We start from the raw sequence: 21,024 nt of genomic DNA, 5'->3' as shown, positions 1-21,024 counted from the left end.
ATCCTAATGATAGATTAATTCCATCACGACTCAACTTTACCTCTGACAATGCTGTTCACTAATGCTTCAAACAGCACAATATGACCGCTGTTGTCGTTAAGCGCAGGAATATATTCAAATTTCTCTCCACCCGCATCAAGAAATATCTCCTTATTTTGCTGCTTTATCTCTTCCAGCGTTTCCAAACAATCAGATGAAAAACCGGGACAAAGTACCTGAATATGTTTTATTCCCTGATCAGGCAATGATTTCATCGTCTGATCCATGAATGGCATCAACCATGGTTCTCGACCAAAACGCGACTGATAAGCCATCATGACTTGTTCTGCCGGATAATGAATAGCTTGCTTTAGCAATCGTGTTGTTAACTTACATTGCTCGGCATAAATATCACCAGTATCAACAAAACGTTGCGGAATACTATGATAGGAAAGCAATAATCTATCCGGTTGACCATGCTCATAAAAACTCTTCTCAATTGTCTCCTTCAGTGCAGAAATATAAGCCGGGTGATCAGCATAGCTGCGAATAAAGTGGACTCCAGGAATAGTACGGTACTTCTGTAATGCCAGACTGATACCATCAAATACAGCCGCAGATGTGGAACAAGAATACTGGGGATAAAGTGGTAAAACAATCAATTGTTCAACATCCTGCCTGAGCAGATTGTCAATTGCTTGTTCAATAGATGGAGAACCATAACTCATTCCTAGTTCAATAGGAATATCGACCAATTTTTCCGCCAATAATTTCTGCTGACGACGGCTATATACTAACAGAGGAGAACCTTCATCAGTCCAGATTTTCTGATATAACTTTGCCACACGTGAGGAACGTAAAGGCAAAATAACACCATATAATATTGGCTTCCAAATTAGTCTGGAAACATCTACAACTCTTTTATCACTAAGAAACTCGGCTAAGTAACGCTTTATAGCCGCAGTTGTCGGCTGATCAGGAGTGCCAAGATTAACTAATAAAACGCCATACCTATCGCTGCTGCTCATTATGCCGATTCCGATTCCTTATTGTTTTCATTAGTGAGAACCCTAACACAATAAAATACGGATGAAAATCATGTTTATCTACGAAAACACTAAATAAAAACCAGCTAATTAGCTGAAATAGTAAAGAAATAATATAAGATTAAGGCAGCTTAAAGCCGCCTTTTAAGAATCACTCAGATTGATTAATCAAAATTTTAGTCAATTCTTCACTAACTGCCGATACCTTTCGAGTACCATCAATTTTGAAGTATTCAGTGTTACCTATTTCAGCTTCTTTCTGATAGTAAGAAACCAAAGGTGCAGTCTGTTGATGATATTCAACCAAACGCTTACGCACGATATCTTCGTGATCATCTTTACGAATTGTTAATTCTTCACCAGTAACATCATCTTTATTTTCCATTGCCGGTGGATTAAATTTGATGTGATAAACACGCCCAGATGGTGCATGTACACGGCGCCCAATGATACGTTCGATAATCAACTCATCAGGTACATCGAATTCCAGAACATAATCAACCTTAATACCGGCTTCTTTCATTGCATCAGCCTGAGGAATGGTTCGAGGGAACCCATCCAACAAGAATCCATTGCGGCAATCATCTTGTTTGATGCGCTCTTTTACCAAAGCAATAACTAGTTCATCGGTAACTAGCTTGCCATTATCCATCAGCTCTTTTGCTTTTAAACCCAATTCTGTGCCAGCCTTAACTGCAGTACGTAACATGTCACCGGTAGAAATCTGAGAGATCCCATATTTCTCCATGATAAATTGCGCCTGAGTCCCTTTACCGGCGCCCGGAGCGCCCAGCAGAATAATACGCATTGCGCAAATCCCCTTGCTAGTTAGTTTTTATATTTTAAGAAAACGAATCACCATACCATTTGGCATGGGGTTCGCTCAAGGAAACAGGTAAACGATTTCGTGATATTTTTTTGCAAAAAATAAACCACGCCTCATCTCACTACCGAAGGCGTGGTTTACAATCGTTACCAGAATATAACTAAATCAAGCTTTTCCAGACAGTAATAGCTGATTCATACGACGGATAAACTGATTTGGATCTTCTAATGTGCCACGCTCAGCAAATAATGCCTGATCAAACAGTAATTCAACCCAATCAGCAAACTGAGTTTCATCACTAATATCAGCCGCTAGTTTTACTAATTGATGCTCAGGATTCAGTTCAAAATTGTATTTAACTTCCGGTACCTGCTGACCAGCCGCAGCAAACAATTTCGCCATCTGTGTACTCATTTCATCCGCATTTGTTGTCACAATTGCCGGAGTATCAGTTAGGCGGTAAGTTAGTTTGACCTCTTTTACCCGATCGCCAAGTAATGTTTTCACTCGTTCAACAAATGGCTCTAGTTGCTTTTCAGCCTCTTCCTGCTCAGCTTTGTTTTCATCTGCCAGTTTATTCAAAGATTCATCAGCTTTACTGACTGACTGGAATTTCTTACTATCAAACTCAGTAAGATAGCTCATCATCCATTCATCTATACGATCTGACAGTAGCAGGACTTCGATACCTTTCTTACGGAACAATTCCAAGTGCGGGCTATTTTTCGCCGCAGCATAACTGTCCGCAGTGATGTAGTAGATTTTATCCTGACCTTCCGTCATTCTACTAACATACTCTTCCAAAGAAATTGTCTGGGCAGAGCTATCATTATGGGTAGAAGCAAAACGTAGCAATTTAGCAATAGCTTCTTTGTTAGTGTTATCTTCTGCCGGACCTTCTTTCATCACCAAGCCAAACTGTTGCCAAAATTGCTGGTATTTCTCTGCATCATCTTTTGACAATTTATCCAGCATCTGTAATGCACGTTTGGTCAACGCATTACGCAAATTACGGGTAATAGAGTTGTCTTGTAGAATTTCTCGAGAAACATTCAGCGGCAAATCATTGGAATCAATCAGACCACGAACAAAGCGCAAATAGTTTGGCATGAACTGTTCTGCATCATCCATGATAAACACGCGTTGGACATACAGTTTCAATCCGTGCTTATGCTCACGGTTCCACATATCCCACGGAGCCTGGGATGGAATATAGAGCATGCTGGTATATTCCTGTTTACCTTCTACACGATTATGACTCCAGATCATCGGATCAGCAAAATCATGAGAGATGTGTTTGTAGAACTCTTTGTATTCTTCATCTGTAATTTCAGATTTACTACGGGTCCATAAAGCCTGGGCTTTATTAATCTTCTCCCAGGTTACGGTGTCTTCTTCGCCTTCTTCTTCACTTTTATTTTTAGTTTCAATTTCAACTGGCAGAGCAATATGGTCAGAATATTTGCTGATAACAGAACGCAAACGCCAGTCATTCAGGAATTCATCTTCCCCTTCACGTAAATGAAGAGTGATCTCTGTACCGCGAGTTTCTTTTTCAATATCAGCGATAGTGTAGTCGCCTTCACCAACCGATTCCCAGAATACGCCTTGATCGGTTGAAGCACCTGCCGCACGGGTACACACAGTGACTTTGTCCGCTACAATAAACGCAGAGTAAAAACCAACACCAAATTGACCAATTAGCTGGCTATCTTTCGCCTGATCTGAACCAATAGATTCCAGAAAAGCTTTTGTGCCCGATTTAGCAATAGTCCCAAGATTATCAATTACTTCATCACGGGTCATACCAATACCATTATCACTAATCGTAATAATTCTCTTTTCTTTATCAAAAGAGAGGCGAACACGCAGTTCACCATCGTTTTCATAAAGATCCGGGGCAGATAATGCGCGGAAACGTAATTTGTCAGCAGCATCAGAAGCGTTTGAGATTAGCTCACGAAGAAAAATCTCTTTATTGGAATAGAGTGAATGGATCATTAATTGCAGAAGTTGTTTTACTTCAGATTGAAATCCACGGGTTTCCTGACCTTTCATACTCATTTGTTACCTCAATCTAAATCCAGTTCAGATATACCTGTTATCTTTCAAGTTGCCTCTTTGTTGGCTGCACTCACTCACCCCGGTCACATCGTTAGCTATGCTCCCGGGGATTCGCTCCCTTGCCGTCGCGATGCATCTTGAAATCTATTGGGTATAGATAAAATCAGACGATGAAATTCAGATGGGGATAAATAAACTAAATTTCAAGTTAGGTTATTCAAAAGAGTGTGAAATAGAGTGAATAAGTTAATTATTTAAACAAGTTATAGGATACGCTGCATAAATGCAGCGCCTTAAAGTCTTTACGGTTTGATGTATAACAGGATACACAACAATATTTTTCCAGCCAGATAAAACCGTAAGACATTAGCAGAAAATTAATAAGTAATCTTCTGCCGCCCAGCAAGTGAATGTGACAAAGTTGTGCCATCTACCATTTCCAGTTCACCACCAACCGGTACACCATGAGCAATACGGCTTGCAGTTACCTCATACTGGGCGCACATCTCTGCAATATAATTAGCAGTTGCCTCTCCTTCCACTGTCGGATTGGTCGCCAGAATGACCTCTGAAATCACTTCAGTAGAAAGACGTTCCTCAAGACGATCCAACCCAATATCCATCGGGCCAATACCGTCCAGCGGAGATAGATGTCCCATCAACACAAAGTAGCGACCAGCAAACTGACCAGTTTGCTCAATAGCATGAATATCCGCGGGACTTTCAACCACACAAATTTGACCATTTTGCTGACGGCGTGAGTTGGCACAAATCGTACACTGTTCCTGTTCAGTAAAAGTACGGCAATACTGACAATGTCCAATTTCCGACATCGCTTTTGTCAATGCCTGAGCCAAACGCATTCCACCGCTGCGATCACGCTGTAACAAATGAAAAGCCATCCGCTGTGCAGATTTAGGGCCAACTCCTGGCAAACAGCGCAATGCTTCCATCAAGGATTCAAGGAGAGGACTGGTTTGCATCAGAATGGCATCTTAAAGCCTGGTGGCAGTTGCATTCCACTGGAAACACTTGCCATTTTCTCTTTCTGAGTTTCTTCGATACGGCGGGCTGCATCATTGAATGCAGCAGCAATGAGATCTTCCAACATCTCTTTGTCGTCCTCCATCAGACTTGGATCGATATCAACACGACGACAATTATGAGCACCATTAATAGTCACTTTAACCAAACCTGCACCAGATTCACCGGTCACTTCCAAATTGGCGATCTCTTCCTGCATCTTTTGCATTTTATCTTGCATTTGCTGGGCCTGTTTCATCAAATTGCCCAAACCACCTTTACCAAACATAGTTTTCTCTCTTCGCTATAGCTACATCGTACAACAGGTACAGATTGCAGCGGTTAGACCGGTCGGATACTCTCTTCATCCAGTTCAGCATCAAATACCTGCTGCAATGTCTGAATAGTTTTATCCGCAATAATTGATTGGCGAGCTTGTGCCAACTTCTCTTCATAAATGGCTTGTCGCCATTCCAACGGGGTTTTTTCCGCCGGATTATCATCTTCAATAATGCTTAATTCAACCGTTGCACCATACAACTCGCTTAACGCTTCCGTTAATGACTTTTGTGCAAAAGCGGAATTAAGGTGACGCTGACTCGAACGTAAGTGTAGGCAGATCTGATTACCACTAACCTGCTCTTTGAACGCATTTAATGCTAATTGTTGCACCAGCTTAGGAATTTTAAGTTTATCAACTTCCGCGGCCCATGCATCTCTTTGTTTAGATTCTTCCGCTAATTTTTCTGCCAGCTCTGGTGTTTTCTCATGTTCCAACGCTGTCCTTAAAGCTTTTGGTGTCGCCACATAAGTTTCTGGTTTTTGCTCAATATTCTTAGCACGCCAACGGTAAGCCTCTTTTTTCTCGGGCTTGTTTTCCTGAGTTTTAGCAATTGATGATTGAGGTCGTTGCCCTGACACTGCGGCAAGCCGTTCCAGTGCCGAAGTCGCCGGCCTCGTCTTAACAGACGTAGCCGGTTCAGGCTTTTTTGGTGGTATTTGCTCTTGTTGCCGGGATAACGCATTCCTTGCTTTCAATAGTTGCGCAGTCGGGCTAGATACAAGTGCCTGGGGTATCTGAGATTCTTTCCGAGAAGTTCTATCCATCTGTAACTGTTCACTAACATGATTAGTAGAAGGTATCTCCTTCTGGTGATCATGTTGCTGCTGTGCTACGGTGGACGGCGTAACCGCAGGTTGTACCACCGGTACAGAAACTTCTTCTATGATTGTCTTTGGATGAAATGCTAAAGCCCTGAGTAAAGCCATTTCAACACCCATTCTACGCTCTGGCGCATACACCAGATCTCTACGACCAATCAGTAACGTTTGATAATAAAGTTGCAAATCTTCCGGTGAGATAGCCTTTGCTAATATCCGCAAACGACCTTCAATTGAAGAAGGACCGATCTCTGATTGAGAAGGTAACAATTGAATCATTGCAATACGATGTAGCAATGAAAGAGTTTCTACCAACAAATTTTCCCAATCAGTACCCCGTAAAGCAACTTGCTCCACCAATGCCATAACCTGCTGACCATCAGCCCGAACCAATGCTTCAATAATTGATAAAGGCTGTTCATCATCTAGCGTCCCCAGCATTTGGCTGACTATTTCAGCCGTTACTTGCCCTTGTCCCATAGCAATAGCCTGATCGGTCAGACTTAGGGCATCACGCATACTACCATCAGCAGCACGAGCCAAAAGCTGGCGGGCGCGGCTGTCACTCTCTAAATGTTCAGCTTTAAGTATACGCTCAAGCTGATCGCTTATTTGAGCAATATCCAACGCTTTGAGATGGAACTGTAAACAACGAGATAGAATGGTCACTGGCAATTTCTGCGGATCAGTTGTAGCCAGTAAAAATTTCACATGCTCAGGTGGCTCTTCCAACGTTTTCAATAATGCATTGAAGCTGTGACGAGAAAGCATATGCACTTCATCAATCAGATAGACTTTGAAACGCCCGTGAGTTGGAGCATATTGCACGTTATCCAGCAATTCACGCGTATCTTCAACTTTGGTACGGGAAGCAGCATCAATTTCAATCAGATCAACAAACCGCCCTTGTTCAATTTCAAGACAATTAGCACATTTACCACAAGGCTTATCAGTAATACCTGTTTCGCAATTCAATCCCTTGGCAAACAAACGGGCAATTGTCGTTTTTCCGACGCCTCTGGTGCCAGAAAACAAGTAAGCGTGATGAAGCCGACCATGGGCAAGGCCATTAGCTAACGCAGTCAGGACGTGTTCCTGGCCAATCACATTAGAGAATATTTGTGGGCGCCACTTACGGGCAAGTACCTGATAGCTCATTGATACCGGAGAAATTAAATATGATTGGGTACCATGCTAACACAGCCCCACTACAGACAGCGAGGCCGATATGTTAGTAATGCGAAAATAAGCAGATCAATGACCTGGGAATTCAAGCAAAGTAAAACTATTCACGCCTTGTTTTTGCAAGCGTTCAATGCCCCCCAAATCTGGTAAACCAATAACAAAGGCAGCTTCAGAAACTTCACCCCCTAAACGGCGGATTAAGTGAACAGTTGCTTCAACAGTACCACCGGTTGCTAATAAATCATCAACAACCAGCACTTTATCGTTTTCTCTTATACTATTTTTATGCATTTCCAATGTATCGGTGCCATACTCTAGATCGTAAGTTTCACTCAATGTTTCGCGAGGTAACTTACCGGCTTTACGCACAGGGACAAAACCAACACCGAGACGCAACGCAACTGGCGCCCCGAATAGAAAACCACGAGCTTCAGTGCCAACAATTTTTGTTATGCCCTTGCCTCGATATCGCTCTACCAGAAGATCAATTGTTGCCTGGTAGGCAAGAGGATTATCCAATAAAGTGGTGATATCACGAAAAAGGACTCCAGGTTTCGGGTAATTTGGAATAGTTTCTATGCTGTCTTTAATAAATTGCAGTTGCTGCGCGTTTGTGATCATAATCGGTGCCAGTGAGTAGAACACGAAAGTGCTAAAATCTATGCAAACTGATAGAAAAAAGCAACCAATGAACATTCATCAGCCTATTTTTTGTCGTTCAAAATCAATTCTACTTCACAACACATAACCACTTTAAGGTATAAATGAGTACACGAAATTTATTAAACTTGCTCGAAAAACAGGTCGATATACTGGCAAAAGAGCTTGCTCCACTAGCAGACACTCCATTTTCCACTGCCCGGTTTGATCAGGCTCTATTTAACCGACACAGCGATAAGCTCCGTGGCTATTTGCAAGAAGTAAAGCATAACATGGAACAACTAAAAGAGTGTGTTCAGGATAACCGGGCAGAACAAGTCGCATTTCTGGCTGAACGTTTAATTGTCCAAATAGAAGCATTAAAGCGTGAGTCATCTACCCAGTCCCTGAGAAAAAAAGAGAGTCAGTTCGAGCATAAACAACAGGCTACTGACCTGTATCACAAACTGGCTGAGCATCAGGATTATGAACGCCGCTTACTCGCAATGATCAATGATAGAGAACTAAGATTGAACCAACAGACTACACTTAGTAATCAGCAAAAAGTACAGAAAGAAATTGCAGCCTTAGCCGGAAGACTGGCACGTTGCCGCCAGTCCATGATGCGAATTGAAAAATCAATCGAATATAAAGAAAACATGGATTAACGACTCAAATGAGGAATATTTTATGTCCGTAGAACATGCACCACCTGAAGTTCAGCTTGCTGTTGATCTAATCTATTTACTGGAGTGCAATGAAATCACTCCTGAAATCGCACTCGCCGCACTGGAAATAGTCAAACATGATTATCAAGCAAAATTAGTGAAACAACCACAATCTACGATTGACTGCTCTTCTTCTTAAAACAGAAGACTCCCCAGAGACGAACCTTACCCCAGTGACACAAATCAGGGCTTACCTTCATCTCCATGGGCTAACACTGTCAACTCGATAATTTAATATTTCGTGCCGTATTAATGTCACGCGGTCATGGTTTGTATAACACTACAGGCACGACCAATGGCATATATTAAGAAACAGCTGTTTCCGGGTATATCCACTACCAGAGCAGCCTTATGTTCATTGCATCTTTTAATTCTTCCCTTCGCTTACTTTAAGAAACGTTGAAGAATAGTCATCAGCAGCTATTCGAGTGCAAAGCTGCTCCCATTCACAACCTACACAGGCAGCTCTTACAATCCCACGACTGAAAGCCCATCGAGCCTGTCTAAAATAAGCTGAATCAAGTCTTAATCTATGACCTACTTCGACAGACCGCCCCATAAGAGTACCAACAGACTCTAAAGCATAGCTATCGCGAATAATGACACTCTCTCCCAAGCAATGAGGATTATCTTCCCCAAGCAAAGGGGCGCATACGTCATCCGGCCCCGCCACAATCAGAATATCTTCGTTCTGAATTCGGGGAATAATTGTATTGTAGTTTTCAATAAAACCAGGGGTATATCCGTTGCCGGCGTAGGTAAGCATACAAAGAAGGTGATGACCTCTCAGAGATATTGTCATTATCGCGTTCCTGAGTGTGACCGAGTGTTGCATTATTATACAATCAATGTTATATGAGCAATTACAGCCTTCAAATAGATCAATTTTTCTAATGTAACTAAATAAACCAGGAATTGGCTATCATGTCGTCAAGGTGGGCATCAAACAAACTTATCAAATTATCATCGGAAAGCTTGCAAGCAATCATAGATAACAAGATTCCGGCAGCAGTGATAAATGATTTTGCAACGACAAAGGAATGTGAACAGCTTTCAACTGCAATACTAAGCATGAAGCCAAAACCCTATGAATTCGGAAGACCTGGCTTTTATCTGGGAAATCCGTTAGCTCATTATCGTAACCGCCCCAAAGAAGAGTACTTTTCCCAAGTCAGCGCGGCTGAGCAAGAACGTACCCAAATCATCAATCAAGCTTTCGATCCCGTTGTTCGATTCATACGATGTATCAAACATGATACAGACTTCAACATTTCGGTCGCAGAAGAGCCGGGATTAGGTCCCTATTTTGCCGGTATCATCCGCATTATCTCCAGTGGTTCGGACTTACATGTGGACTATGCACCCACTTTTGCGAAGGGAAACCTGGCTATCGGAGATGTGTCAACTCAACTCGCTTGGAACCTCTATGTTTCGTCTCCCTCCCAAGGAGGAGAAACAGTGATCTATAATCAACCATTCAAGAATACTGTTATGGATAAAACATATAAGCCATATGATAGTTCGCTATTGGTTGATTGCGAATCCTTCACCTTCGAACCTCAAGTTGGCTCCATCGTCATTTTCAATACTAGTAATCCTCATATCGTCTTACCTGCGGGAGGTAATCGAATTACAACAGGCTCTTTTATCGGACTGTTAAATGAAAAGAATCTGATCCTATGGTCGTAATGCATTTTTATAAGACACTGGAGCCTGAACATTAAAGCCTCTTTTCTTGGCCCTACTGCTGTCCTGTACATCGTGACGATCCTCTATGGGAAGAACAGCGTAGTATGCAGCAAAGCTGCGATTGTTACTCATAAATGGGATAAGCCCGGCGAATAGTTTTCGCAATCAAGATAACCAGTACGACTTTGATAATATCTCCCGGTATGAATCCAAGCGATCCTACGGTTGCTTGCCAGAGGTTAATGTTGGCAAATGCTGCAACCCATGGGATACCAATCACGTAAACAAGCACTATCCCACCAAAGACAAGAAATCCAGCCTCTTTGAAGACATTCAGTTTCGCAATGTTCTGCTTATACAAGTAACCGATAACAAAAGCTGCAATCGGCCATGCCAAAACAAAACCACCACTCGGACTGAAAAATACCCCCAATCCCCCCATACCACCAGCCATTACCGGTAATCCAACGGCTACGAGTACACAAAAAAGCAATAACGCTAATCCTCCCCGTTTCGCACCAACAATAGCGCCAGCAAGCATTGCCCCCATTGATTGGGCTGTTATCGGAACACCCACAACAGGAAGTGCCAATGGCGGGAATAAACCCAATGCAGCAGTTAGTGCAGCAAATAGTGCTACATAAACAATATCTTTCGTGGACATTTGCTCCCCTTTCTTTTAGATAAAGCTACAAATTGTGCTTTATTTACTGATTGATTTCTTTCGCTCAAACCCAGGATCATAGGACCGAGCGTCAATAGCAGCAGAAATATCATCTGCCATCTTAAGTGTTCTTACGATAACGGGCACTGCAATTGCAATGACACTCTTATCAAGGCCCCTTGCTTTCTGCGCTTCCTGTACTTCCCTTGTAATTGACACTAGAACAGGGATAAATCGTAAAGCAAGCGATAGTGCCAGACTAGCTTTTCCAGGATTAACACCAAGATAGCACAGCCACGCAAAGCCCTTTTCCAATGCGTCAATCATATCAGAGGTGCGAGTAGTGAAAGTAACAAGCGAAGCCAGCAGCAAAAGTGAAACAAGGCGAACTATCACAAGAACACCAATAGTCCAATGATGCAAAAACACTTGAACTATAAAAATAAGTGAGAGAATCCATATAGCTGGCCGTAGTTGCGCCCAAGCAGTTTTCAATGAAATTCTGGCCAACAAATATAAAAGTATAATGCCTGCCAAAACTGCAACTGAAAGATCAATACGGGGAACAATAAAGAGTAATGTTCCCAGAATAACCAAAGAAATAATCTTGAATCCTGGACTGGCCCGATGTACAAATGATGAACCATGCTCATGTCCAGACAAGCTCATGACATCATCCTTACATATTCAGGAATCGCAATGGAGGGAATGTCATCGATAACCACACGGCCATCATCGAAAACAAGCACGCGATCAAATCCCGCCAAAAATTCAAGGTCATGAGACACTACAATCACCGTCTGAGATAAGCTATCGATCGCTTCAGTAACGCGACGCTTGTTCCGCAAATCAAGCAAAGTTGTAGGTTCATCGAAAATTATGTAAGCAGGGTCCATTACAAGAACACCAGAGATTGCAAGAAGTTGTTTCTGACCACCACTTAAAAGATGGGCAGGATGCTCTCTAAACTGAAGTAAATCATATCGTGAAAGCACCTCCTGAATTCTTTGTTGAATCGTGTCCTTGGTAAAACCGAGATTTTTCATTCCAAAAGCCAGATCCTCTTCAACAATTGGAAAAACGATCTGATTGTCAGGATTCTGGAATACGAAACCGACCTTACGCCGGATCGCTTTTCCATCTGATCTCGTGTTCAAACCATCCACCAGAACATCACCACTTTTCGGTACCAATAGTCCATTGAGAAGACGCACGAATGTACTCTTGCCACAACCGTTACTACCTATGATGGCAATCCTTTTTTCCTTCAGCTGCAAATTTAAGTCTCTCAATATCACACGCTCACCGTAAGCATGCGTTACATTTTGTATTTCCAGCATAGAAGTTTTCCCTCAACAGTTGCGACCGCTGTGAAACACTGTATCAATCCAGAATTCCGCTTGACTACAAAGCTCCTAGACAAGTCCAACTAATGTACTGATTTCAGCACCACCAACAAATTTCCAGTTGCTGATATCACAAGCATCTGTATCTATCTTGCCGAATTCTACCGGTAATTTTATGCAGTCAGAATCATCAGCATTTACTTTAGGTTATCACTTTACCTTAAGGTGAACGCCCTTAAGACCAATAGCAACAGTATCTAATATTTTAAATATAATTTCGGCCTAGTTTCTGGGTATTGTTCTTTTTATAGATAAACGAAGAGCACAAGATAATGACTTTTGACCATTAGTCACGTTATTTGCAATTACCAGAATAGAATTCCTTTATAATTCTGATTCTTTATTTTTCAACAATTTTCATATACTCACTATATTTAAGCACATCGATAAAGCTATCCGTTAACGATTCAGCTTCTTTCTGAATATCAAAACTATCTGGTGCAAACAACCAATTCTCCAGTAAACCAGTTATCAACCCTCTTAACATGATAGCGGCTCGCCTTAGATTCAGATTATAAGGAAGTTGACCTGATGCAATACAGTCAGAAAGTGACCCTTCAATACGAACATAGTCTGCAATACATAATTCCTGTCGCGCTTCTACCAAAGCAGACATTTCACCAACAAATTCACATTTGTGGAAAAAAATCTCCATCAATAGTCGACTTTTCGGGTCGTCAACAACCGACGTCAAAATATGAATTATTAAAGTTCTTAAAATCAGGAGTGGATTATTAGAATATTTTGCTTGATACTCTTTTTCTAATTCATCAATCTTAGAGTCTGATATTTTACAAGCTTCAGAAAACAGGTCTACTTTATTTTTAAAGTGCCAGTAAATTGCCCCTCGGGTTACCCCAGCCGCTGTGGCAATATCTGTCAGTGAAGTAGCCGAGACACCGCGTTCAGAGAACTCTTTTATAGCCGCGTCTATAATCTGTTGCCGGGTCTCCTCAGCCTGTTGTTTAGTTTTTCGTGCCATATACTCTGTTTTTAGCCTGAAGTTGATTTACATACATTCATGTATGTTTGTATTATAGCATGCTGTTATCAATGGAGTAATGGTTTTACGGATTGAAAGATCAACATTTAAAAATATCGAGGTTTACTTATGCGAATAAACAGGGGAGTTTTGCCTCTGGCTGCAGTGCTGGTACTCTCAGGCAGCTTAGCTCTTTCAGGATGTAACGACAAAGACTCTCAGCAAGCAGCTGGGAACCAACAAGCCCCTGAAGTCGGTATCGTGACGCTGAAAACTGAACCTCTGATGGTCACGACTGAATTGCCAGGTAGAACATCAGCCTTCCGTATTGCAGAAGTGCGTCCGCAAGTAAGCGGTATAATTCTGAAACGAAACTATGAAGAAGGAAGCGATGTAAAAGCAGGAACTTCCTTATATCAAATAGACCCTGCGACTTATCAGGCTACCTATGACAGTGCTAAAGCTGATTTGGCGAAAGCTCAGGCTAATGCAGAGATTATGCGCCTGACAGTAAACCGCTATAATTCACTGTTAGGAACAAACTATATTAGTCAGCAGGAATTTGATAAAGCTAACGCTGATTATGCACAAGCAAATGCAGCAGTGCAGTCAGCAAAGGCTGCTGTAGAAACTGCCCGCATCAATTTGGCATATACCAAAGTGACAGCACCGATTAGTGGCCGTTCCGGCAAGTCGACCATAACTGAAGGTGCTCTGGTCTCGGTTGGCCAACCAACAGCACTGACGACTATTCAACAGTTAGATCCAATTTATGTGGATGTCACTCAGTCAAGTGATGATTATCTGCGCCTGAAAAATGAAATCGCTAAGGGTATTGTGCAGAAAGGGAATAGTAAAACTAAAGTTCATCTGATCATGGAAGACGGTGAAGAATACAGTGAAACAGGCTATCTGGAATTCTCTGATATCACTGTAGATGAAACAACCGGTTCTATTACCATCCGTGCAATATTCCCTAATCAGAATGAAAAATTACTACCAGGTATGTTTGTTCGCGCAAAACTGGAAGATGGCATTCGCCGAGACGCAATACTGGTTCCTCAGCAAGGAGTCACCCGTACACCTCGTGGCGAAGCTACTGCCATGGTGATTGGTAAAGACGAAAAAGTCGAACTACGAATTATCAATGTAAGTCAGGCTATTGGTGATAAATGGCTGGTCAATTCCGGCTTGAAAATAGGTGATCGGGTTATCGTCACTGGTTTACAAAAGATTAAACCTGGCATACCGGTCAAAGCAGAAGAAGTGGATTTAAATGCGAAATCTGCTGCGAACCAAACTGAGCCTGCGAAAAAGTCTTAATTAAGGAGTCGGTGATTCATGCCTAAGTTTTTTATAGATCGGCCAATATTTGCATGGGTAATCGCAATTATCACCATGCTGGCTGGGCTGCTGGCAATTATGAAATTACCTGTGGCGCAGTACCCTACAATCGCACCGCCGGCGATTTCTATCTCCGCAACTTATCCCGGTGCTGATGCAACTACTGTGCAAAACACAGTTACCCAAGTTATCGAACAAAATATGAATGGTATCGATAACTTGGTTTATATGTCTTCCGACAGTGACTCTGCTGGTAACATGAACATCACGTTAACCTTTGAAGCAGGTACTAATCCTGATATTGCCCAAGTGCAGGTGCAGAACAAACTGCAACTCGCTATGCCTCTGTTACCTCAGGAAGTACAACAGCAAGGGATACGTGTAGATAAGTCCACTAATGCCTTCCTAATGGTCGCTGGATTCACCTCTGAAGATGGAAGCATGTCACAGGAGGATATCGCTGACTATGTTGGCACAAACGTTAAAGATCCACTAAGCCGTGTAACTGGCGTAGGTGATGCAATGCTGTTTGGTAACCAGTATGCAATGCGTATCTGGTTAAATCCTGACAAGCTCATTAACTACAAAATGACAACTCTGGATGTAATAAATGCAATCAAAGCGCAAAACAACCAGATAGCAGCCGGTCAATTAGGAGGAACCCCTCCGGTTCCAGGTCAACGGCTAAATGCTTCAATTATTGCCCAAACACGTCTAACTTCTCCTGAAGAGTTCAGTAATATTCTTCTGCGCGTTAATACCGACGGTTCTCAGGTTCGTCTGAAAGATGTAGCAAAAGTGGAATTAGGCTCAGAAAGTTATAACCTCATTGGCCGCTTTAACGGTAAACCTGCTGCTGGTATCGGTATCAAATTAGCAACAGGCGCTAACGCTCTGGATACATCCAAAGCGGTAAAAGAAGCGCTAAAAAATATGGCACCTTTCTTCCCTCATGGACTGAAAATCGTATATCCATATGACACCACCCCATTCGTTAAAATCTCTATTAAAGAAGTGGTTAAAACACTAGTTGAAGCAATTATGCTGGTGTTCGTGGTAATGTACCTGTTCCTGCAAAACTTCCGTGCAACGCTTATTCCTACCATCGCAGTTCCTGTCGTACTACTGGGAACATTTGCGATACTCGCCACATTTGGCTATTCAATAAATACGTTAACCATGTTTGCTATGGTACTCGCCATCGGCTTACTGGTAGATGATGCCATTGTCGTGGTAGAAAACGTTGAACGTGTTATGCAAGAAGAAGGGTTATCGCCTAAGGAAGCAACTAAGAAATCAATGGGGCAAATCCAGAGCGCTTTGGTTGGTATTGCTATGGTACTATCTGCTGTGTTTGTTCCAATGGCCTTCTTTGGCGGTTCAACCGGTGCAATTTATCGGCAGTTCTCGATCACCATCGTATCTGCAATGGTACTATCTGTACTTGTTGCATTAATCCTGACACCTGCTCTGTGTGCTACCATGCTGAAACCAATTGCTAAAGGTAGTCACGGTAAACAGACTGGAATCTTCGGCTGGTTTAACCGTTTATTTGATAAAAGTACCCACCACTATACTGACAGTGTCGGCCGCATTCTACGCAATACAGGTCGTTATCTGGTGATTTATGTATTACTGGTTGCTGGTATGGCTGTCATGTTCACTCGTCTACCATCCTCTTTTCTTCCTGAAGAAGATCAAGGTGTATTGCTGACAATGGTTCAACTGCCTGCTGGCGCAACACAAGAACAGACGCAGAAAGTTCTGGATGAAGTAAATCACTATTTCAGCACTGAAGAAAAAGATCGTGTAGTTTCTGTATTTACAGTAAGTGGCTTTGGTTTCAGTGGTCAGGGGCAAAATACTGGCCTGGCATTTATGAGTTTGAAAGACTGGAGTGAACGTCCTGGCGCTGAGAATAAAGTTCCTGCTATTGTTGCCAGGGCAAGCGCTCACTTCCAGAAAATCAAAGAAGGCATGGTTTTTGCGTTCAACGTACCAGCAATTGTAGAATTAGGCTCAGCAACTGGTTTTGATTTTGAATTAATTGACAAAGCAAACCTTGGGCATGACAAATTAACCGAAGCCCGTAACCAACTGCTTGGCATGATACAAAAACACCCAGATATGTTAGTGGGTGTGCGTCCTAACGGTCAGGAAGATACCCCTCAATATCGAGTTAGGATTGATCAGGAAAAGGCTGAGACTTTAGGTGTTTCCATCGCTGATATCAATTCGACACTGAGTACAATGTTTGGTAGTCACTATGTGAACGATTTTATCGACCGTGGTCGAGTCAAAAAAGTTTACATTCAGTCGGAAGCTCCTTATCGTATGCTACCGAGTGACATCTATAAATTATATGTCCGTAACAAACAAGGTGAAATGGTTCCATTCTCTGCCTTTGCAGATATGTCTAAAGAACCATGGACCTATGGATCACCACGTTTGGAACGCTACAACGGTTTGCCATCAATGGAAATTCTGGGTGAAGCAGCACCTGGCAAAAGTACTGGTGATGCAATGGCCTTGATGGAAGAACTCGCATCCCAGTTACCAAATGGCATCGGTTTTGACTGGACAGGCATGTCCTATCAAGAACGCCTGTCAGGTAATCAAGCCCCCGCTCTATATGCATTATCATTGATAGTGGTATTCCTCTGCCTGGCTGCGCTATATGAAAGCTGGTCAATTCCATTCTCAGTCATGCTGGTGGTGCCATTGGGTATCGTTGGTGCTTTGTTAGCAACGACATTCCGTGGTCTAGATAACGACGTTTACTTCAAAGTTGGCCTGTTAACTACCATTGGCTTATCAGCGAAGAACGCTATCTTAATCGTTGAGTTCGCTAAAGATTTGATGGAAAAAGAAGGCAAAGGGCTGATAGAAGCTACGTTAGATGCTGTAAGAATGCGTCTTCGCCCAATCCTGATGACATCATTAGCATTTATGTTGGGTGTCATCCCTCTGGTACTGAGTAACGGGGCAGGTTCCGGCTCGCAAAACGCAGTAGGTACCGGGGTATTAGGAGGAATGATTGCGGCTACCTCTCTGGCTATCTTTTTCGTACCAGTATTCTTTGTGGTTATAAAACGACGTTTCAGTAAGAAAGTAGAGGAGATTGAACCGGCGTCAGAATCTCACTAATGCAACTAACTATAATCGGAAGGCCGTTAAACGGCCTTCTTAAATATAATAGTTGCTTCACATTCAGCAGATTTTGATCACCAACCTATCCGCTTAACTTTTACATAGTTTCGTTCAAATTTAATTAAAATCACCACCCATGAGTAAAAAATAGCTTTAAAAATCCGAGTATTACTGGCTTTAATAAAATTAACAGAAAAGTTGTTGGGTAAGAATTGTTTTATCTTTTTTACATTAAATGACAAAAAACAATACCAGCGCATAGTGACTTATGCAATAATGATGTTATATTCGTTGATTATTGTAGCCATCAAGCTATAATCTGCTGTTACTAGCATCTGAGGGTAGGTAATACTGTTTTATATAAGCCTGCATATTAACTCACATATACTGGCCGATATTTATAGTTTATTGTGTTAAAGGTATGAATTTTTGTTAAGAGCTGATTTTGCTTTACCAAAAGCAAACTAGAATTGTCTGTGAAAAAGATAAATAATCCCAAAGAACGATTATAGACACATAATAATAATCTCTAGAAAAAGAGTTTCTATAATGCATATATATGTTTAGCCTTTGACTTAAATTAAGTCATGGCATATACAGGGAGTTTAACATGGCATGGATGAATAATTCACTAGAATGATATGATATTGCTGAATTGAAATGCTTATGTGAGAATCTAAGACAAGATGCTACTTTTCAGTGTTAGAGTACACTGAGACTAGTTGTATAAATAATCTTTACGTCTCAGGATAATTTAAAGCTAAATGAATTGATTGAGTACATATCAACTTTCGTTTGGCACTTTAAAATCAAATATTCTGACAATTTCAGCCTTCCCGCTTGAATTGATGAATATTTTGATGATACATATACTTTGTTTGGAAGCGATGAGATTAGCTTTTCTAAACTTACAGAATACCGAAAAACCAATGAACGTTTAACCAGCATACGGTTGCATGATTTAAATTGTTCCCTGGGCAAGATTTGGTTGAATATTTCCTTAAATAATTTTTTATATATGTTAAATAAGAAAGGCGACTATGACTAAAACTGATTATCTGATGCGTTTAAGAAAATGCACCACGATTGATACACTGGAACGTGTGATTGAAAAGAACAAATATGAACTTTCAGGAGACGAACTTGAACTATTCTACTCTGCTGCGGATCATCGTCTGGCTGAGCTGACCATGAATAAACTGTATGACAGAATTCCACCTTCGGTATGGAAATACGTTCGCTAAAGTAGTCTTCATCAAACAAAAAATGATCCGGGCCGGTAAAGTGCTATCGGCTTATCAGGTTAGCTGTCAATAAAACTGGCGAGGGCCCTGCCAGCGACATCCCGGCACACACATCCCTTGCTATGGCTGCTTCCTTCCGGACCTGACCAAGTTAACAAGTTAGCGTTGCGGGAGAACCAACAGAGCCCCCATTGACTTGTTGCTTTGACTTCAAAGCGGCGCCATTATCATTCATACCTGTCTAAATAGCAAGACAAGCAGGTTCGAATGATGGTTTCTTACACATAACGAATAAATACTTAAGAAAATGCGTTATCTAACTAACCGCTTTTAGTATGATTTCAATATCTTTAGTCTTCCCGTTATTAATCACTTCATATGCGGTATCTGTCACAAACATCAAACGATCATGTAAAGAGACAGAAGCACTGACGGTAATGCGCGCATTTGGCTTAATGTCGCCTGGACGATAAGGTAGAACAAAATGGAAAGGTGATTGTTTTCCGTTTAAACGCTCTTTTTTTTTGGGACAAAGTAACTGAGGGAGCATCAAGCAGAGATACATCAGATAAAGATACTGTTAGAACAGCATCCGCCGGTAATGCAATACGCTGTAAGATATTGATATTACCTTTAACATAATACTGCTCTACCGAATTTTCAATTTGTTCCACCTGGACATTTACTGCCTCAGTAACCTTGCTATGACACCCAATCAAAGCAACTGCCAGTAATACACCCGTAGATAGCTGCCATAATTTCATACATGCTTCTCCATTTTTAAATGATCTATATAAATAATAAAATAAATTTAAATATCAAACTATTAAATCCAAACCGCCTGAATTATAGATTAAAAAAATGAATATAAATCTCAAATAAATGCCACATTCTTTATTGCGCTACTATCAGGACTTGAAACATTTACAATTTAGTTATTTATTTATCATTCATTAATGGGACAATAATCACATGTTGTACTCTAAATAATCCAGTAAAAAATAAAGGCATATTATGAGTAAGTCATTACAAAGTCTCATCAATTTGATGAATCTAGAAAAAATTGAAGAAGGTATTTACCGGGGTCAAAGTAAAGACCTAGGCTTTCCTCAAGTTTTCGGAGGGCAAGTTATCGGTCAAGCACTCTATGCTGCTACACAAACTGTTGCTTATAACCGGATCTGTAACTCTTTTCACAGCTATTTTTTACGTCCCGGTGACAGTAGCAAACCTATCGTCTATGACGTTGAAATCTTACGTGATGGAGGAAGTTTCAGCGCTCGACGAGTCAGCGCAATTCAAAATGGCAAGCCTATCTTTTATATGACAGTCTCATTCCAAAGCTATGAAGAAGGTTTCGAACACCAGAATATAATGCCAGATGTACCATATCCTGAAGAGCTTACCCCGCAAGATGAAATTGCGAAGAAAATATCTCATCTATTACCACAAAGAATGCAAAACATTTTTCTCTTCCCATGCCCATTTGAAATGAGGCCCATAAAATACTACAGCCCATTTAATTGCCCTCCTGAGGAACCTACACGCTATGTCTGGTTTCGCAGCAATGGTGATATGCCTGCAAATCCTTTGATTCATCAATATTTGCTTGGCTATGCCTCTGATTTTAACTTTCTACCAACAGCATTACAGCCTCACGGTGTTGGATTCCTTGAAAAAAATATCCAAATAGCAACTATTGATCATTCTATGTGGTTTCATCGTCCATTTAAACTGGATGACTGGTTATTATATGCTATAGACAGCCCATCAGCCTCTGGTGCTCGTGGTTTTGTTCGTGGACAAATTTACAACCGCGAAGGAGTGCTTATCGCCTCAACTGTACAGGAAGGTCTGATCAGGAAGAAAACCAGATAGATACGGTCACAAAGGC

At 41.5% G+C, this 21,024-nt stretch carries 19 protein-coding genes, 1 other RNA gene and 2 pseudogenes; 8 read left to right on the top strand and 14 right to left on the bottom strand.

The features are described 5' to 3' along the window. Window positions 1-23: 23 nt before the first annotated feature. From hemH to apt, 7 genes are all read right to left on the bottom strand, one after another. The gene (gene hemH, locus BO26_RS02800) at window positions 24-1,007 is read right to left on the bottom strand and encodes a ferrochelatase (protein WP_036768579.1); all 984 of its coding nucleotides are present in this window, start codon (window positions 1,005-1,007) and stop codon (window positions 24-26) included. Between the two features lie 169 nt (window positions 1,008-1,176). Further along, window positions 1,177-1,833 carry an adenylate kinase gene (gene adk / locus BO26_RS02795; protein WP_036768578.1) on the bottom strand — a complete coding sequence of 219 codons (657 nt, stop codon included), beginning with the start codon at window positions 1,831-1,833 and terminating at the stop codon, window positions 1,177-1,179. 183 nt (window positions 1,834-2,016) lie between these two features. Further along, window positions 2,017-3,909 (bottom strand): molecular chaperone HtpG, encoded by a 1,893-nt coding sequence (htpG, locus tag BO26_RS02790; protein WP_201771240.1) that lies wholly within the window; start codon window positions 3,907-3,909, stop codon window positions 2,017-2,019. Between the two features lie 383 nt (window positions 3,910-4,292). Beyond that, entirely contained in the window at window positions 4,293-4,898 is a 606-nt protein-coding gene (recR, locus tag BO26_RS02785; protein WP_036768575.1) for a recombination mediator RecR, read from the bottom strand. Further along, on the bottom strand, window positions 4,898-5,227 hold the full coding sequence (locus BO26_RS02780; RefSeq protein ID WP_015835506.1) for a YbaB/EbfC family nucleoid-associated protein: 330 nt from the start codon (window positions 5,225-5,227) through the stop codon (window positions 4,898-4,900). Before BO26_RS02780 ends, recR begins: the two co-directional genes overlap by 1 nt. Before the next feature lie 53 nt (window positions 5,228-5,280). Further along, complete coding sequence (gene dnaX / locus BO26_RS02775; RefSeq protein ID WP_036768573.1) at window positions 5,281-7,257, bottom strand: DNA polymerase III subunit gamma/tau; 1,977 nt, start codon at window positions 7,255-7,257, stop codon at window positions 5,281-5,283. 96 nt (window positions 7,258-7,353) lie between these two features. Continuing rightward, a complete protein-coding gene (apt, locus tag BO26_RS02770; RefSeq protein ID WP_036768571.1) occupies window positions 7,354-7,905 on the bottom strand; it encodes an adenine phosphoribosyltransferase in 552 nt (183 codons plus the stop codon). Window positions 7,906-8,048: 143 nt separating this feature from the next. On the opposite strand from apt, the gene priC reads away from it, so the two are divergent. Beyond that, window positions 8,049-8,591 carry a primosomal replication protein PriC gene (priC, locus tag BO26_RS02765; protein ID WP_036768570.1) on the top strand — a complete coding sequence of 181 codons (543 nt, stop codon included), beginning with the start codon at window positions 8,049-8,051 and terminating at the stop codon, window positions 8,589-8,591. 22 nt (window positions 8,592-8,613) lie between these two features. Next, window positions 8,614-8,790, top strand: a complete 177-nt coding sequence (rsmS, locus tag BO26_RS21855) for a pleiotropic regulatory protein RsmS (protein WP_065823297.1) — start codon at window positions 8,614-8,616, stop codon at window positions 8,788-8,790. Window positions 8,791-9,018: 228 nt separating this feature from the next. On the opposite strand, the gene BO26_RS02760 is transcribed toward rsmS, so the two are convergent. Next, window positions 9,019-9,417 carry a DUF1284 domain-containing protein gene (locus BO26_RS02760; RefSeq protein ID WP_236637238.1) on the bottom strand — a complete coding sequence of 133 codons (399 nt, stop codon included), beginning with the start codon at window positions 9,415-9,417 and terminating at the stop codon, window positions 9,019-9,021. Between the two features lie 158 nt (window positions 9,418-9,575). Between BO26_RS02760 and BO26_RS02755 the strand changes: the two genes are divergently transcribed. Beyond that, window positions 9,576-10,340, top strand: a complete 765-nt coding sequence (locus BO26_RS02755; protein WP_036768567.1) for a 2OG-Fe(II)-dependent halogenase WelO5 family protein — start codon at window positions 9,576-9,578, stop codon at window positions 10,338-10,340. Between the two features lie 124 nt (window positions 10,341-10,464). Here the strand turns inward: BO26_RS02755 and BO26_RS02750 are convergent, their stop codons facing one another. From BO26_RS02750 to acrR, 4 genes are all read right to left on the bottom strand, one after another. Further along, entirely contained in the window at window positions 10,465-11,004 is a 540-nt protein-coding gene (locus BO26_RS02750) for a biotin transporter BioY (protein ID WP_036768566.1), read from the bottom strand. Window positions 11,005-11,043: 39 nt separating this feature from the next. Next, window positions 11,044-11,673: an energy-coupling factor transporter transmembrane component T family protein gene (locus BO26_RS02745; protein ID WP_036768564.1), complete on the bottom strand. Its 630-nt coding sequence runs from the start codon at window positions 11,671-11,673 to the stop codon at window positions 11,044-11,046. After that, entirely contained in the window at window positions 11,670-12,344 is a 675-nt protein-coding gene (locus tag BO26_RS02740) for an energy-coupling factor ABC transporter ATP-binding protein (protein ID WP_036768563.1), read from the bottom strand. The genes BO26_RS02745 and BO26_RS02740 overlap by 4 nt, the downstream gene beginning before the upstream one ends. Window positions 12,345-12,750: 406 nt before the next feature. Beyond that, on the bottom strand, window positions 12,751-13,392 hold the full coding sequence (gene acrR, locus BO26_RS02735) for a multidrug efflux transporter transcriptional repressor AcrR (RefSeq protein WP_036768561.1): 642 nt from the start codon (window positions 13,390-13,392) through the stop codon (window positions 12,751-12,753). A gap of 129 nt (window positions 13,393-13,521) precedes the next feature. Here acrR and BO26_RS02730 point away from each other — a divergent pair, with 129 nt between their 5' ends. The 4 genes and pseudogenes from BO26_RS02730 (at window position 13,522) to BO26_RS02720 (ending at window position 19,130) form a co-directional block, all read left to right on the top strand. After that, window positions 13,522-14,715 carry an efflux RND transporter periplasmic adaptor subunit gene (locus BO26_RS02730; RefSeq protein ID WP_036768560.1) on the top strand — a complete coding sequence of 398 codons (1,194 nt, stop codon included), beginning with the start codon at window positions 13,522-13,524 and terminating at the stop codon, window positions 14,713-14,715. Window positions 14,716-14,733: 18 nt separating this feature from the next. Beyond that, complete coding sequence (locus BO26_RS02725) at window positions 14,734-17,883, top strand: efflux RND transporter permease subunit (RefSeq protein ID WP_036768558.1); 3,150 nt, start codon at window positions 14,734-14,736, stop codon at window positions 17,881-17,883. Between the two features lie 733 nt (window positions 17,884-18,616). Next, window positions 18,617-18,934 (top strand): annotated as a pseudogene (locus BO26_RS22615) (Hha toxicity modulator TomB). After that, window positions 18,927-19,130, top strand: a complete 204-nt coding sequence (locus BO26_RS02720) for an HHA domain-containing protein (protein ID WP_011147992.1) — start codon at window positions 18,927-18,929, stop codon at window positions 19,128-19,130. Before BO26_RS22615 ends, BO26_RS02720 begins: the two are co-directional and overlap by 8 nt. 85 nt (window positions 19,131-19,215) lie before the next feature. On the opposite strand, the gene ffs is transcribed toward BO26_RS02720, so the two are convergent. Further along, window positions 19,216-19,312, bottom strand: an RNA gene (gene ffs, locus BO26_RS21850) — signal recognition particle sRNA small type. A gap of 134 nt (window positions 19,313-19,446) precedes the next feature. Continuing rightward, a pseudogene (locus BO26_RS02715) lies at window positions 19,447-19,894 on the bottom strand (YbaY family lipoprotein). Between the two features lie 250 nt (window positions 19,895-20,144). Between BO26_RS02715 and tesB the strand changes: the two are divergent. After that, window positions 20,145-21,008 carry an acyl-CoA thioesterase II gene (tesB, locus tag BO26_RS02710; RefSeq protein WP_036768557.1) on the top strand — a complete coding sequence of 288 codons (864 nt, stop codon included), beginning with the start codon at window positions 20,145-20,147 and terminating at the stop codon, window positions 21,006-21,008. Window positions 21,009-21,024 lie beyond the last annotated feature (16 nt).

It is taken from the genome of Photorhabdus australis DSM 17609 (assembly GCF_000711895.1).
GTDB lineage: Bacteria > Pseudomonadota > Gammaproteobacteria > Enterobacterales > Enterobacteriaceae > Photorhabdus > Photorhabdus australis.
This window is presented reverse-complemented; position numbering and strand designations above follow the sequence as displayed.

Excerpts from the sequence above, each read along its gene's own strand:
- BO26_RS02725 (WP_036768558.1), top strand. The coding sequence starts at position 14,734 with ATGCCTAAGTTTTTTATAGATCGGCCAATATTTGCATGGGTAATCGCA.
- BO26_RS02740 (WP_036768563.1), bottom strand. The coding sequence starts at position 12,344 with ATGCTGGAAATACAAAATGTAACGCATGCTTACGGTGAGCGTGTGATA.
- BO26_RS02720 (WP_011147992.1), top strand. The coding sequence starts at position 18,927 with ATGACTAAAACTGATTATCTGATGCGTTTAAGAAAATGCACCACGATT.
- dnaX (WP_036768573.1), bottom strand. The coding sequence starts at position 7,257 with ATGAGCTATCAGGTACTTGCCCGTAAGTGGCGCCCACAAATATTCTCT.
- recR (WP_036768575.1), bottom strand. The coding sequence starts at position 4,898 with ATGCAAACCAGTCCTCTCCTTGAATCCTTGATGGAAGCATTGCGCTGT.
- BO26_RS02745 (WP_036768564.1), bottom strand. The coding sequence starts at position 11,673 with ATGAGCTTGTCTGGACATGAGCATGGTTCATCATTTGTACATCGGGCC.
- BO26_RS02780 (WP_015835506.1), bottom strand. The coding sequence starts at position 5,227 with ATGTTTGGTAAAGGTGGTTTGGGCAATTTGATGAAACAGGCCCAGCAA.
- htpG (WP_201771240.1), bottom strand. The coding sequence starts at position 3,909 with ATGAAAGGTCAGGAAACCCGTGGATTTCAATCTGAAGTAAAACAACTT.
- acrR (WP_036768561.1), bottom strand. The coding sequence starts at position 13,392 with ATGGCACGAAAAACTAAACAACAGGCTGAGGAGACCCGGCAACAGATT.
- priC (WP_036768570.1), top strand. The coding sequence starts at position 8,049 with ATGAGTACACGAAATTTATTAAACTTGCTCGAAAAACAGGTCGATATA.
- rsmS (WP_065823297.1), top strand. The coding sequence starts at position 8,614 with ATGTCCGTAGAACATGCACCACCTGAAGTTCAGCTTGCTGTTGATCTA.
- BO26_RS02750 (WP_036768566.1), bottom strand. The coding sequence starts at position 11,004 with ATGTCCACGAAAGATATTGTTTATGTAGCACTATTTGCTGCACTAACT.
- apt (WP_036768571.1), bottom strand. The coding sequence starts at position 7,905 with ATGATCACAAACGCGCAGCAACTGCAATTTATTAAAGACAGCATAGAA.
- hemH (WP_036768579.1), bottom strand. The coding sequence starts at position 1,007 with ATGAGCAGCAGCGATAGGTATGGCGTTTTATTAGTTAATCTTGGCACT.
- adk (WP_036768578.1), bottom strand. The coding sequence starts at position 1,833 with ATGCGTATTATTCTGCTGGGCGCTCCGGGCGCCGGTAAAGGGACTCAG.
- BO26_RS02760 (WP_236637238.1), bottom strand. The coding sequence starts at position 9,417 with ATGCTTACCTACGCCGGCAACGGATATACCCCTGGTTTTATTGAAAAC.
- BO26_RS02755 (WP_036768567.1), top strand. The coding sequence starts at position 9,576 with ATGTCGTCAAGGTGGGCATCAAACAAACTTATCAAATTATCATCGGAA.
- BO26_RS02730 (WP_036768560.1), top strand. The coding sequence starts at position 13,522 with ATGCGAATAAACAGGGGAGTTTTGCCTCTGGCTGCAGTGCTGGTACTC.
- tesB (WP_036768557.1), top strand. The coding sequence starts at position 20,145 with ATGAGTAAGTCATTACAAAGTCTCATCAATTTGATGAATCTAGAAAAA.